Annotated in this window: 10 protein-coding genes; 8 read left to right on the top strand and 2 right to left on the bottom strand. The window is 50.6% G+C overall.

The features are described 5' to 3' along the window. Position 1 precedes the first annotated feature (1 nt). The 8 genes from xrtA (at position 2) to AAY24_RS04310 (ending at position 10,882) form a co-directional block, all read left to right on the top strand. Positions 2-1,483: an exosortase A gene (gene xrtA, locus AAY24_RS04345; RefSeq protein ID WP_052761055.1), complete on the top strand. Its 1,482-nt coding sequence runs from the start codon at positions 2-4 to the stop codon at positions 1,481-1,483. Between the two features lie 90 nt (positions 1,484-1,573). Beyond that, positions 1,574-3,460, top strand: coding sequence for an XrtA/PEP-CTERM system amidotransferase (locus AAY24_RS04340; RefSeq protein WP_046858650.1), 1,887 nt, complete (start codon positions 1,574-1,576; stop codon positions 3,458-3,460). Positions 3,461-3,477: 17 nt separating this feature from the next. Beyond that, on the top strand, positions 3,478-4,689 hold the full coding sequence (locus tag AAY24_RS04335) for a TIGR04063 family PEP-CTERM/XrtA system glycosyltransferase (protein WP_046858649.1): 1,212 nt from the start codon (positions 3,478-3,480) through the stop codon (positions 4,687-4,689). A gap of 48 nt (positions 4,690-4,737) precedes the next feature. Next, on the top strand, positions 4,738-5,841 hold the full coding sequence (locus tag AAY24_RS04330; RefSeq protein ID WP_046858648.1) for a glycosyltransferase family 4 protein: 1,104 nt from the start codon (positions 4,738-4,740) through the stop codon (positions 5,839-5,841). 251 nt (positions 5,842-6,092) lie between these two features. Further along, the gene (locus AAY24_RS04325; protein ID WP_046858647.1) at positions 6,093-7,442 is read left to right on the top strand and encodes a phenylacetate--CoA ligase family protein; all 1,350 of its coding nucleotides are present in this window, start codon (positions 6,093-6,095) and stop codon (positions 7,440-7,442) included. 55 nt (positions 7,443-7,497) lie between these two features. Continuing rightward, the gene (locus AAY24_RS04320) at positions 7,498-8,256 is read left to right on the top strand and encodes a class I SAM-dependent methyltransferase (protein ID WP_046858646.1); all 759 of its coding nucleotides are present in this window, start codon (positions 7,498-7,500) and stop codon (positions 8,254-8,256) included. A 343-nt stretch (positions 8,257-8,599) separates the two neighbouring features. Beyond that, complete coding sequence (locus AAY24_RS04315) at positions 8,600-9,913, top strand: putative O-glycosylation ligase, exosortase A system-associated (RefSeq protein WP_046858645.1); 1,314 nt, start codon at positions 8,600-8,602, stop codon at positions 9,911-9,913. A gap of 9 nt (positions 9,914-9,922) precedes the next feature. Continuing rightward, positions 9,923-10,882 carry a polysaccharide deacetylase family protein gene (locus AAY24_RS04310; RefSeq protein WP_046858644.1) on the top strand — a complete coding sequence of 320 codons (960 nt, stop codon included), beginning with the start codon at positions 9,923-9,925 and terminating at the stop codon, positions 10,880-10,882. A gap of 48 nt (positions 10,883-10,930) precedes the next feature. Here the strand turns inward: AAY24_RS04310 and AAY24_RS04305 are convergent, their stop codons facing one another. Both AAY24_RS04305 and AAY24_RS04300 read right to left on the bottom strand, forming a co-directional pair. Further along, positions 10,931-12,781, bottom strand: coding sequence for an asparagine synthetase B family protein (locus tag AAY24_RS04305; protein ID WP_199930491.1), 1,851 nt, complete (start codon positions 12,779-12,781; stop codon positions 10,931-10,933). After that, positions 12,781-13,482 carry a tetratricopeptide repeat protein gene (locus AAY24_RS04300; protein ID WP_052761054.1) on the bottom strand — a complete coding sequence of 234 codons (702 nt, stop codon included), beginning with the start codon at positions 13,480-13,482 and terminating at the stop codon, positions 12,781-12,783. The genes AAY24_RS04305 and AAY24_RS04300 overlap by 1 nt, the downstream gene beginning before the upstream one ends. Positions 13,483-13,512: the final 30 nt, after the last annotated feature.

The following is a 13,512-nucleotide window of genomic DNA, read 5'->3' as shown; positions in this document are numbered from 1 at the left end:
TATGACCGTCTTGTTGATTGTCGCCATCCTGGGTCTGTTTTACGAGACGGCCTGGTCAATGGTCTCTATCTGGTACCGTTCAGAAACCTTTGCGCACGGTTTTATCATTGTACCGATTACTCTCTGGCTGATCTGGGAAAAGCGCTCAAGCCTGCAGCGACTGGTTCCACAGCCAGAATACCGGGTATTGGTGCTGCTGCTGGGTGGAGGTTTTCTGTGGCTGGCGGGTTATCTTGCCGATGCTCTGGTGGTTCAGCAACTGGCGCTGGTTGCCATTCTCATATTTGCCATATGGACCCTGCTGGGAAACAGGGTTACCTGGGCGCTGGCATTCCCCCTGGCATTTCTCTTTTTCGCGGTGCCGATGGGAGAGGATCTGGTGGCGCCGTTGATGGAGGTCACCGCAACGGCAACCGTGTACCTGATCAAGTTGACCGGTATTCCCGTTTATCGGGAAGGGCTGTTTTTTTCACTTCCTTCCGGTAATTGGTCTGTAGTTGAGGCGTGCAGTGGTGTGCGTTACCTGATCGCCTCGGTGACACTGGGCGCTTTGTATGCCTATTTAACTTACAGCCGTTTAACCAAGCGGATCCTGTTTATCATCGCAGCCACCATTGTCCCGATAATCGCCAACAGCTTGCGGGCGTACATCATCGTCATGCTGGGTCATATGAGCGATATGAAAATTGCCACTGGGGTGGATCATCTGATCTACGGCTGGTTGTTTTTTGGCCTGGTTATGCTGATTCTTTTCTCCATTGGCGCGTTCTGGCGGGATCCCCACGAGCAGCCGGCAAAGGCGGATAATCAACCTGCCCATTCACTGCACAACAGCAGCAGACCGCGCTCCGCTTTGATTATGATTCTGTTGGCTGCGTCGGTCTGGCCCGTACTGGCTTACACCATGGATAATCGACAGGCTCTGGTTGTGGAGCAACAACTGGAGTTACCGGACGGATTTGCCGGCTGGGTTGGTGAGCCGGTATCTGATTCGGCCTGGCTACCCCATTTTCTGGGTGCCAGTGAGATTGTTCATCGGCAGTATCAGCATGGATCGGAACGGGTTGAGGTCTCTGTGGGATACTACGCCCAACGAAAGAAGGGTGTGGAACTGATCAATAGTCAAAATCTATTGCTCGCCATGGATGAGAAGAAGTGGCGCATTACCCAAAAGAGTAAAGTGACGATACAGGTCAATGGGGAGCCGTTGCCCATTGACCAGTTTACGATAAAGGGTGGAGATCACGCCTACCAGGTGTTGTCCTGGTATCGTATTGGCGATAAATATACTGCCAGTCGCTATCGGGGAAAACTGCTGGAAGCGTTCTACCGCCTGACCTTCGGCAGGCAGGATAGTGCCCGCATTGTTATTGCCATTCCGCGGGACGAAGTACCCAACCAGATTGGGCAAGCTGAACAGGCATTTCTCGACCACCTGATTCCTGCGTTGGAAACCTCTCTGGATCTGCTGGTCAGTAACTAGCAGCAATGCCATCCGGAAGCTGCTGCAGGATGTAAAACGTACATGGAACCTTGGCTGTAGTGGCCAACAATCAAAAAAGAAACTGAATATATGTGTGGGATAGTAGGGATATTTGATACGACAGGCCAACGTGAGATTGCCGAGCGTCTGCTATCTCAGATGAATCAGACCCAGTTTCACCGCGGGCCGGATGAAGGCGGAATTCATATTGAAGCGGGTCTTGGATTTGGCCATCGTCGCCTCTCCATTATCGATCTGGCCAGTGGCCAGCAACCCCTGTTCAACGAAGATCACTCGGTTGTGGTCACCTACAACGGCGAGATATACAATTTTCCGCAACTCTCTGAAGAACTGAAATCCCTGGGGCATCAGTTCCGCACCCATTCGGATACCGAAGTTATCGTGCATGCCTGGGAGCAGTGGGGTGAATCCTGTGTCGATCGTTTCCGGGGCATGTTTGCCTTTGCCGTCTGGGACAGGAACCGGCAAACCCTGTTTCTGGCCCGGGATCGGCTCGGTATCAAACCGCTTTTCTATTCGCTTCTTCCCGACGGACAGTTCATCTTCGGATCAGAGCTGAAATCCCTCAAGGTTCACCCGGGGTTATCCCATGAGATTGACCCGGCAGCGGTTGAGGAGTATTTCACTTTTGGTTATATCCCGGAACCCAGAACCATCTTTAAAGGGGTCCATAAGCTCTCGCCCGGGTTCAGCCTTATCCTGCGTCGTGGAGAGGCCATGCCGGAACCGAAGCAGTACTGGGACGTGGGCTTCAAGCTGCACGATCCCATGAGTGAACAGCAGGCTGGTGAAGAGCTCATACTGCGCCTGCAGGAGGCGGTAAAAATCCGGATGATCGCCGAAGTGCCCCTGGGCGCATTTCTCTCCGGTGGCGTCGATTCCAGCGCGGTGGTGGGACTGATGGCAGGGCTGTCGGATGATCCGGTCAATACCTGTTCGATCTCATTTGGTGATCCCAAATTCAACGAATCCCAGTATGCCGCCATGGTGGCGAACCAGTTTAAAACAGCGCATCGAGTGGAGCAGGTTGACCCGGATGATTTTGATCTGATCGACCATCTGGCTGATCTTTATGATGAACCCTATGCCGACAGCTCTGCACTGCCTACCTATCGTGTCTGCGAGTTGGCTAAAAAAGAGGTCACAGTGGTTTTGTCCGGTGATGGCGGGGATGAGAATCTGGCCGGTTACCGGCGTTATCGTTGGCACACCTATGAAGAGCGTATGCGATCCATGATACCGGAGAGCATCCGGCGTCCACTGTTCGGTACTCTCGGCTCGATCTATCCTAAGGCCGATTGGGCCCCGCGGATATTCCGGGCTAAATCCACCTTTGAATCGATGGCCCGGGATACCCTGCAGGGCTACATGCACAGCGTATCGATTCTTTCCAACCAGATGCGCAGTCAACTATTCAGTGACAAGTTGAAAAGTGAGCTTCAGGGCTACCAGGCCATTGAGGTATTCCGGCGCCACGCCGCGAACGCGCCTACGGATCATCCCTTGTCATTGGTTCAATACCTGGATCTGAAAACCTATCTGGTTGGAGATATTCTCACCAAGGTGGATCGGGCCAGTATGGCCCATGCCCTGGAGGTGCGGGTGCCTATTCTCGATCACCAACTGGTTGACTGGATTTCCGGTCTGTCGCCCGACTTGAAACTGAAAGGCAAGGAGGGGAAATATATTTTCAAAAAGGCACTGGAGCCCATGCTGCCTAACGAAATACTGTATCGCCAAAAGATGGGATTTGCGGTCCCGCTGGCCAGTTGGTTCAGGGGGCCATTGCGGGACAAAGTAAAAACGAACCTGCTGAGTAGCGAGATGTTGGAGTCCGGTTTGTTCAATCAACGCTATCTGGAAACATTGGTGGATCAACATCAGTCAGGTATGCGTGATTACAGTGCGAGTATCTGGACACTGCTCATGTTCCACTCTTTCCTGAAAAAGCACTGACGGGACCGCAGGCGACCATGAAAATCCTTCATATTCTCGATCACTCCATACCGCTGCACAGTGGCTATACCTTTAGGACCCGGGCTATTCTGGAGCAACAGCGTAAGCTGGGTTGGGAGACCGCCCATGTCACCAGTACCAAGCATGTTGCCGAATCACCGGACAGGGAAATGGTGGATGGGTTGCTGTTTTATCGGACCAAACCCTCCACGTCACCACTGAGCGGATTGCCGCTGCTAAACCAGCTGGATGTTATTAATACCCTGGCCAGGCGACTGGACCAGGTTATAGAGATTGAAAACCCCGATATTCTGCATGCTCACTCGCCAAGCCTGAATGGTATCGCGGCGATTCGGGCGGGCAAGAAGCATAACCTGCCCGTGGTCTATGAGTGCCGCGCTTTCTGGGAAGATGCTGCCGTGGATCACGGTACCAGCAAAGAGTGGGGATTGCGCTATCGCATTACCCGGGCATTGGAAACTTACACCTTCAAAAATGCCGATGCGGTAACAACTATCTGCAATGGCCTGAAAGGAGATATCGAGAAACGGGGTGTGGATCCGAAAAAAATTACCGTGATTCCAAATGCGGTGGACCTGGGGCAGTTTTCACACACAGCACCGGACAGTGGCGATACGCTGGCTGAGCAACTTGCGCTTACGGGCAAAGCAGTGCTCGGATTTATCGGTTCCTTCTATGCCTACGAAGGGTTGCTGCTGCTGGTAAAGTCATTGCCGGCCATTCTGGAGGCGATACCGGATACCCGCCTGTTGCTTGTTGGCGGTGGTCCGGATGATGACAAATTAAAGCAACTCAGCGCTCAACTGGGCCTGCAGGACAAGATCATATTCACCGGCCGAGTGCCCCATGACGAAGTCACCCGTTACTATAATCTGGTGGATATTTTTGTTTATCCCCGTTTGCACATGCGTCTGACCGATCTGGTGACGCCGCTCAAACCGTTGGAAGCAATGGCGCAGGAAAAACTGGTACTGGCCTCCGATGTCGGTGGGCATAAGGAGCTGATCAGGGATGGGGAGAACGGTCGTCTGTTCAGGGCAGGGGATCAGCACGCCCTGGCCCAGGCAGCCATTCAGATGATTCGTCAGGTGGGGGAATCGGACCAACTGAGAAAAAAAGGGCTTGAATACGTGGAGAATGAGCGAAACTGGGCAGTCAGTGTCGCCAACTACAATCAAGTCTACAATCCATTATTGGCGAACGGCTGATGTGCCCCGTTTTCCCGTCCCGTAGATGTATTGAGGACTGACCGGAATATGGATGCATCCGTACAGCACATCGCCCTGGTCGGACCACTAGCACCGCCGTTTGGTGGTATGGCTAATCAGACGTTACAGCTCTCCAGGCTACTGGAGTCAGAGCAGGTGAGGGTGACGCTGGTACGTACCAATTCGCCATACAAGCCCACCTGGATTGGGCGCATCAAGGGGGTCCGGGCGCTGTTTCGGCTCATCCCCTATCTGATCCATACCTGGAAAACTGTCCGTAAAGTGCAACTGGTGCATCTGATGGCGAACTCCGGCTGGTCCTGGCATCTTTTTTCCGCGCCGGTTATCTGGATCGCCCACTGGCAGAAGGTTCCGGTAGTAGTCAATTACCGGGGAGGGGAGGCAAAGGATTTTTTCACTAAGGCCATAGGCTGGGTAAAACCGAGCTTACAACGGGTAGGCAAGATCGCCGTTCCATCCGGCTTTCTTCAACAGGTGTTTGCGGAGTTCGATCTTCCGGCCACTGTTGTGCCCAACATAATAGACCTGGAGCGTTTCGCTGTGTCCGGCCAGCGCCGGTTGAACAGGTCGTCGCCGCACTTCATTGTTTGTCGCAATCTCGAACCTATCTATGATGTTGCCACTGCGATTGAAGCTTTTTCACTGATTGCGGCTCAACATGACCAAGCCCGTCTGACTATCGCGGGTGAGGGGCCGGAAAGATCCCGGCTTGAACAGCAAGCCAGATCGTTGAATATTGCGGAGAAGGTTACTTTTACCGGGCGACTCAAGCCGGCACAGATGGCTGAACTCTACCAGTCTGCCGATGTTATGCTGAATACCAGTCGAGTGGACAATATGCCCAATGCCCTGTTGGAAGCTATGTCATCCGGCGTACCTATCATCTCCACCGATGCGGGTGGAATACCCTATATGGTAGAAGATGGCGTCACCGCACTGCTCAGTCCGATTGGTGACACGCGGGCCCTTGCAGAGTCAGCCCTCCGTTTGCTGGAACAGGAGGACCTGTATCAGCAACTGTCTGAACAGGGTGTCAAAGAGGTGTCACGGTATCGTTGGGAATCAGTGAAGCCACTGTGGATGGGGATTTATACCGAGTTATTGCACAATCGTAGTGCGAAGGTTAAATAGCAGCGCCACTCCAGGCGGTTCTGGATACCGGCACGGCTATCGAACCTGGGTGGGATTTCGGGATAAACCGGATTAGGAATAGCGCAATTATCGAATAGGAGTAGCATTGATGGAATATAATCAATGGATTAACCACCCGGCTACTTCATTAATCCACATCCTGCTTGATCACCCTGGTGCTAATGCAGGTTTTGGGCACAATCGCTAGAAGTACTGAAACATAGACCACGATAAGGAAACCTGGTTAGACAATGTCGCTATATACGAAGCTGGTTAGCAATGTTCTGTTTCCGTTGCATGAACAATTGAAAGGGCACAACTCGGTCGCTATAAGAAAAGCACTGGAGCAGAGCCAGTGGTGGAGCAGGGAACAGATCAACGCTTTTCAGTCCGATCGACTGAAACAGCTGATCGCCGATGTTTATCAGCACGTACCCTATTACCGGGAGTTGATGGACCAGCACCAGATTAAACCGGCAGAGATCACCTCTGTGCAGGATCTGCGGCGTTTCCCATTTCTGACCAAGCAGTTGATCAAAAAACATACGGATGCACTGAAAGCGGATACCGATCCACAACTGCAGCGTTTCAATACGGGTGGTTCGACTGGTGAGCCCCTGATTTTCTATATAGGAAAGGAGCGTGTCAGTCATGATGTGGCTGCGAAGTGGCGAGCAACCCGCTGGTGGGGTGTCGATATTGGTGATCCGGAGATTGTAGTGTGGGGATCTCCCGTTGAACTGGGTGCCCAGGATCGGATACGGGAGATTCGTGACAAACTGTTACGGACAGAATTGATGCCGGCCTTCGAGATGTCGGATGAGAATCTTGACCGGTTTGTGGAAAAGATTCGTCAATCCAGACCAACGATGCTATTCGGTTATCCATCCGCGCTGTCACTGATCGCCCGCCATGCAAAAAAACATGGGGTGGCAATGGATAACCTGGGTATCAAGGTCGCTTTCGTTACATCCGAACGACTCTACGAGGAACAGAAAAAAGAGATCGAGTCCATATTCGGTTGTCCAACCGCCAATGGCTACGGTGGCCGGGATGGCGGCTTTATTGCCCATCAGTGTCCTGCCGGCAATATGCATATCACTGCAGAAGATATTATTGTCGAAATCGTTGATAGCAGTGGTGAACCCGTACCCGCAGGAGAGGCAGGAGAGGTGGTGGTAACCCACCTGGCAACCCGGGAGTTCCCCTTTATTCGTTATCGGACTGGTGATGTGGCGGTGATGGATGACTCCACATGTCCGTGTGGTAGAGGCTTGCCGGTGTTAAAGGAGATTCAGGGAAGGACTACCGACTTTATCGTTACCAAAAGCGGTGTCAGAATGCATGGTTTGGCACTGATCTATATTCTCAGGGATATTCCATCGGTAAAGGAGTTCCAGATAATTCAGGAATCTGTCGATTCCATCCGGGTAAAACTGGTGGTACTGGGTAGTTATGGCGAACAGGATAAACAATCGATCGTGGACGGATTCAAATTGCGCCTTGGTGACGATGTAGAAGTGATCCTGGAACAGGTAGACAAAATCGAGGCAGAAAAATCCGGAAAGTTCAGGTATGTGAAAAGCCAGGTGGTGATGTAGTACGGATCAGTAAATATTCTTAGTTCCAGGAAGGATTTCAAGGGAGTGTCTGGGTATGGATCTAACCGAATACAGGAAAAGCGAATCCGAACAGCGTAGAACTGAAGGTTTGCTGAAAATGGTCTCGGATGTTTCTGACCGTGGGAAAAGCGTATTGGATATAGGAGCACGGGATGGCCACTTTTCAAATTTGCTGACCGGTTATTTTGAAAGGGTAACTGCGCTTGATCTTGTTACCCCGGAGATTCAGCATCACAATATCAACTGTGTACAGGGGGATATAACCAATCTGGAGCATGCGGACAATTCATTTGATTTTCTGTTTTGCGTAGAGGTGCTTGAGCATATTCCCCCGCACCTGCTGGAACAGGCATGCGCGGAACTCAGTCGGGTTGCCAGGAAATACCTTCTTATAGGGGTTCCCTATAAGCAGGATATTCGTTTTGGACGGACTACCTGCTACTCCTGCGGCAGACAGAATCCGCCCTGGGGTCATGTGAATAGCTTTGATCGTCAGCGTCTCGTCGGTTTGTTTCCTGGGTGGGCTGCGGAATCAGTAGCATTTGTGGGAGAAAGTGCCGGCTCTACCAATGCGCTATCAGCTTTCCTCATGGATCTGGCGGGAAACCCCTACGGCACCTATGAACAGGAAGAGGGATGTATTTATTGTGGTCAGAAACTGATACAGCCGCCGGAACGTACATTTATTCAGAAAGTATTTACCAGGGTTGCTACTTATACCAGAGATGCCCAGATGATTTTCCATAAAAACCATCCAAACTGGATTCACATGCTTTTTAAAAAAGCCGGTTGAGTATGGATATAATGTAAACCCATCCGGGCTTTGCCGAGCGGGCGGGAAAAAGATCATGGAAGTTGTTCAACGATTTGTATATCGGTTTCGACTCCAATGTTTCCGTGAGTGGCCTATTGAACTACTAAAACAGTTATCAGGACATTGATTTAGCTTTATTGGATAGGCCAGGAGTCAGAGATTCAAAGACTTTCCATGTGGCAGCGCATCAGTGTCGCCATGAGCTAAAGTAAATCGGATACTTTTGATCTTCCTGGTAGTCGTTTTCAGGACGTTTGTTAAATAGAAAATAGAATTTTTATCCATGGGCTGAAGAGCGCCAGGACTGACAAGACCGGAATTTATGCGCGATATTGTTATCACATTGCTAGTATTCGGATCATTGCCCTTCATTCTGCGGAATGCTTATATCGGGGTTTTGGTCTGGTCGTGGTTAAGCTATATGAATCCCCACCGTTTTGGCTGGGGATTTGCCTATAACTTTCCGTTTGCCCAGATCGTTGCGCTTGTTTTGCTGATTTCAGTACTTTTCAGTAAAGAGAAAAAATCGATACCAATAACCGGACTTACTGTCTTCTGGATACTATTCCTGCTCTGGATGGGAGTTACGAGCCTGTTTGCATTTTACCCCGACGATGCACTTGCTCAATTGATCAAAGTTCTGAAAATCCAGCTGATTATCTTTTTTACCCTGATGCTGATTCACACCAAGGAACAGGTGATGGCACTGCTGTGGGTGATTGTGGGCTCTATCGGTATTTTTGGTGTTAAAGGCGGTATATTTACCATACTGACCGGTGGTGCATTCAGAGTCTGGGGGCCACCTGGGTCATTCATTGAGGATAACAACGAACTGGCTGTTGCTTTGTTAATGTTGTTGCCCCTGATCTACTATCTCAAGGTACAGGCAACCAATGTATGGTTACGGCGTGGCTTGTTGATCGCTTTTCTGCTTTGTGTGCTTTCTGTATTCGCCTCTTACTCAAGAGGAGCGTTTTTAACCATCGGAGTTATGTCGCTCTACTTGATATTAAAAACAAAAAACAAAGTAATTATTCTGGCTATGGTGGCAATTGGGGGCGTTCTTGTACTCAGTTTTCTCCCCAACCAGTGGCATGAGCGCATCGATACCATCCAGAACTACCAGGAAGATGCCTCTGCAATGGGTCGACTCAATGCCTGGACGTACAGTGTCAATGTGGCGAATGACCGCTTAACCGGTGGTGGCTTCAACTCCTGGTCAATACCCACGTTCCAGATTTATGCTCCGAATCCCAACGATGTGCACGCTGCACACAGTATTTACTTCGGTGTATTGGGTGATCATGGATGGATCGGCCTGCTGCTCTTTGTGACAATCCTTTTACTGGCATGGCGGACCGGGGTCTGGATACTGAAGAACACACGGGGGATAGAAGAGCTTAAATGGGCCTATGATTTCGCCTATTATTTCAAGATCAGTATGGTTGCATACTGCTTTGGCGGGGCATTTCTCAGTCTTGCCTACTTTGATTTTCCCTGGCATCTGTTTGCCATTATTCTGATCGTTAAGAAAATAACGGAAGCACAGTTGGATAAATTGAAACAGGAGCAGGGATTGAACAGAGAATCGGGTGTTCGGCATGCATCGCGTACAGCACCGTCCATGACCAGGTAGATCCAGGCGATGATTTTTTCCACAACAAGACGATGGCCGTTCCTGCAGTTGGTGACGGCAGCCGGGCCAAAAGCGAAACTTTCGATTCTTAACTACCATCGAGTCCACCCAGTTATCGATCCGATTAATCCCGGTGAGATCGATGCTGAACGATTTACCTGGCAGATGGAACTGGTTGCCAATAATTTTAATGTGCTGACAGTAGGGGAGGCAGCAGATCTCCTGGCAGAGGGGAAATTACCCGATAGATCCCTCTGTATCACATTCGATGATGGCTATGCAGACAATGTGGAAGTTGCGTTGCCTATACTCAAGCAGTTTTCCCTCAGAGCGACATTTTTCATTGCGACCGGGTTTCTTGATGGTGGTCGTATGTGGAATGACACGGTCATTGAGTCGGTTAGGAACTTTCCGGCTGGATATCTTGATCTGTCGGATCAGCAACTCGGCCAGTATCAGCTTGATAGCTGGCAGGACCGGCATAATGCCTACTCGGCAATTATTCGCGAAATCAAACATCTCCCACAGGAGAAGCGGCAATCTCTGGTCGACTGGGTGGCATCGAGAGTACCGGATGGGATCGATAGCGGAGATCTCATGATGCGTAGCGATCAGGTGCGGGAACTACACCAGAGTGGTATGGAGATTGGTGGCCACACAGTTACTCATCCGATTCTTTCGACCATTCCGGATGAGCAAGCCAATCATGAAATAGCGGAGGGGAAGAAACAGCTGGAAGCTATTACCGGTGGACCCGTAACAGTATTTGCCTATCCCAATGGCAAACCGGTGCAGGACTATTTGCCAAAGCATACCGACATGGTACGAAAGCAGGGATTCAAGGCGGCCGTTTCAACCGAATGGGGTGTATCTACCACTGCAACAGATCCATACCAGCTGCACCGCTTTACTCCCTGGGACAATACACCGGCAAAGTTTATGCTCAGGCTGATCAAAAACTATGTTTAATAGTATTAATGGGATCAGGGTGCAATAGACCGATGAAGCCTTGGCAGTTTATCTGGAGTGTTTTTCCATCCAGAGTTGCAGCACGGTCAGAATCCAGATCAGTTCGCCATAGTACGCCGCATGTCCCTTACGATGTAGCTCGATAGCGTGATCGAGGAAACCGTTGTTGAAAACATGGGTCTTCTTCAACTCCAACAGGCTGTTATAGGCCAATTCCTGAAGCGGTTTATGGTTCTGCATCCATACTCCAAAGGGGAGTCCGAAACCCTGTTTCCTTTTATCGATAGTCTCCTGGGGGAGCCAGTTAGTCAGGGCCAGCTTATAGAAGTGGCGTAGATTGCTGCCTTTGAGCTTGAGGTTGCTGGGGATTTCCAGTGAGAACCGTAGCAGGCGCTCATCCAGCATCGGATAGGTCACTTCCACGCCGGCAACAGCACACATATGGCTGACTTTTCTGATGTCGTTGTCTGCCAGCGTGTATTGCCAGTCAAAATAGAGCATCCGGTTGAGCGTGGATGCATTGGACGGCCGTGAGTAGGTCTCTCGCTGTAATCGGAGCGGAGCATCCGTATCGACTGCGGTAAGAAATTCAGATGAGAAAATCTCAGCTGGATTGTGCTGATGCAGAAAGTTGTATGTCTGCACCCGGTCCGGCAACGGGGTATTTGCCTGGTCTATGTAACTTCTGGCTTTATCGAACAGGGTGGTACCCTTAGGCAGGTGGCGGATCACCGGCTCCAGCATATATTTTCTGAATGAAGAAGGTATTTTGTGATACGCCTCGAATACGCCCTGCTTAGCGTAGCGCTCATTCCCGGCAAACAGTTCGTCACCGCCGTCCCCTCCCAACAGGCGAGCCATGCCATGATCTTTTGCAAGCTTGGCACAGAAATAGGCGGGTAGTGCGGAAGAGTTACCAAAGGGTTCATCGTAGCTGGTGGCGATAACCGGGAGTGCGTCAACAACATCGTCCGGTGTGACGTAGTATTCGTTCAGATGAATGCCAAAATGTTTTGCCGTAATGCGGGCAAAAGCCATCTCGTCGTAACCTTCGGCCGAAAAACCGATAGAAAAGGCTTCAGTGTTATCGTGCAGTTCTGACATGCAGCCGGCGACTGTGGAACTGTCCAGACCACCGCTCAAGAATGAACCGGTTACAGAGTAATCGTCCGTGGCATCTTTAACCGACTCTTTCAGCAAGTATTTCAGTTTTTCGGAAAGTGCAGGCAGATCCTCCTGGTTGTCTTCCAAAAATTGCGGTGTCCAATAGTTTTTCTGGTTCAGGCAACCATCGGAGAGCTCAACCAGATGACCAGCCGGAATCTTTTTGATCCGCTTGTATATGGAAACCGGGCTAGGAACCATGTGAAAATAGACATAATCGTAGATACCATCTTCCCGTAACTCCTTACCGACAGCAGGGTGGCCGAGCACGCCACTGGCAGACGAGGAAAAGACAACACCATTACGCAGTTCAGCATAGTAGACCGGCTGTAGACCGAGGCGGTCCGTGACTGCAATTGCCCGGTTATCGTTGGGATCCAGGATCAGCGCAGAGAACGGGCCCTCTATATGGTCGATGCATGCAGTTCCATACTTCCCATAAGCTTCTGAGAGGGCGCTGGCGTGTCCCTCCCGGGAGGCGTGATCCTGTAACTCCTTTATGTTCCAGTGTGGCCGACCGACTAGCGCGACGACTACTCCATTGGACATGGCGGACAGGCTGTCACTGGAGATGGCACCGCACCTGTCACTGTTTGAAATAAGTAGTTCCCTGGAACTGTTAAGTCCCCGGGATATAGAGGTTAGTGTCTCTCTGTCAACCTGGTTGGCATCCGTGGCAAAAACACCTCCCAACACAGATGCATAGAGGGAACCTGAACCATGAATCTTTTCCATCACTTCCAGTATCCTTTATTTTGGAGTTTGTTTCTCAATCCAGGCAAAGGGTATTGCAGGGCGTATGCTCGCTTTGCGTAATCTATAGATTTGTCGTACTGCTTTGTATCGAAATAGAGCAGGCCCATGTTATAAAGCAGTTGCGCAGAGTCCGGTATGATTTTTTCCGCAGAAGTGTATTGCTCAAGTGCCCGGCTGTATTTTTTTAATTTGTGCAGGTAGAGGCCGTACAGCATCCTGACTGTGCCATCATTCGGTGTGAAATTGATGGCGCGGTTGAAATAACACTCTGGAGGTGTAGTTATGCGTCGATTTTCTACACGTTTTGATGATTTCGGAAGAAACCAGTAACGCACGATTGCATAAAGTGCCTCGTGATGATTGGGAAATGCCCGCAACGTGTAGTCTATATCATTGATGACAGCAGAATCACGCCGGTCCTCAATCAGAGCGCGTACCCGTGGCATGAAATGAGCGCCCTCAACCAGTCTCAGGTGTTCTCCTCTATGCATCGGATCTCTGTAATCATAAGGTCCGTATGACGCCCTCTTACCTTCGCAGGGGGCGCCTGCCAGGGTATCTCCGACCCAGGGTGCATATTGCGCATGCAGGGTCAACGGTGCCAGGCACAGCAGGATAAGAAGCACCAAGCCTGTACCCACTGGTTGAAAATGATGATAGATCCTTTTAATCATTTGCATACCGATAAACCCCGTATTGTTATGCTATTC

The sequence above is a fragment of the Sedimenticola thiotaurini genome, assembly GCF_001007875.1.
In the GTDB taxonomy this organism is placed as follows: domain Bacteria; phylum Pseudomonadota; class Gammaproteobacteria; order Chromatiales; family Chromatiaceae; genus Sedimenticola; species Sedimenticola thiotaurini.
The sequence above is the reverse complement of the archived record's forward strand: the minus strand, read 5'-3'. Positions and strand labels throughout refer to the sequence as shown.

What these genes read in the sequence shown, in the direction of transcription:
- xrtA (WP_052761055.1), top strand. Translation starts at nt 2, where the DNA reads ATGACCGTCTTGTTGATTGTCGCCATCCTGGGTCTGTTTTACGAGACG.
- AAY24_RS04340 (WP_046858650.1), top strand. Translation starts at nt 1,574, where the DNA reads ATGTGTGGGATAGTAGGGATATTTGATACGACAGGCCAACGTGAGATT.
- AAY24_RS04335 (WP_046858649.1), top strand. Translation starts at nt 3,478, where the DNA reads ATGAAAATCCTTCATATTCTCGATCACTCCATACCGCTGCACAGTGGC.
- AAY24_RS04330 (WP_046858648.1), top strand. Translation starts at nt 4,738, where the DNA reads ATGGATGCATCCGTACAGCACATCGCCCTGGTCGGACCACTAGCACCG.
- AAY24_RS04325 (WP_046858647.1), top strand. Translation starts at nt 6,093, where the DNA reads ATGTCGCTATATACGAAGCTGGTTAGCAATGTTCTGTTTCCGTTGCAT.
- AAY24_RS04320 (WP_046858646.1), top strand. Translation starts at nt 7,498, where the DNA reads ATGGATCTAACCGAATACAGGAAAAGCGAATCCGAACAGCGTAGAACT.
- AAY24_RS04315 (WP_046858645.1), top strand. Translation starts at nt 8,600, where the DNA reads ATGCGCGATATTGTTATCACATTGCTAGTATTCGGATCATTGCCCTTC.
- AAY24_RS04310 (WP_046858644.1), top strand. Translation starts at nt 9,923, where the DNA reads ATGATTTTTTCCACAACAAGACGATGGCCGTTCCTGCAGTTGGTGACG.
- AAY24_RS04305 (WP_199930491.1), bottom strand. Translation starts at nt 12,781, where the DNA reads ATGGAAAAGATTCATGGTTCAGGTTCCCTCTATGCATCTGTGTTGGGA.
- AAY24_RS04300 (WP_052761054.1), bottom strand. Translation starts at nt 13,482, where the DNA reads ATGCAAATGATTAAAAGGATCTATCATCATTTTCAACCAGTGGGTACA.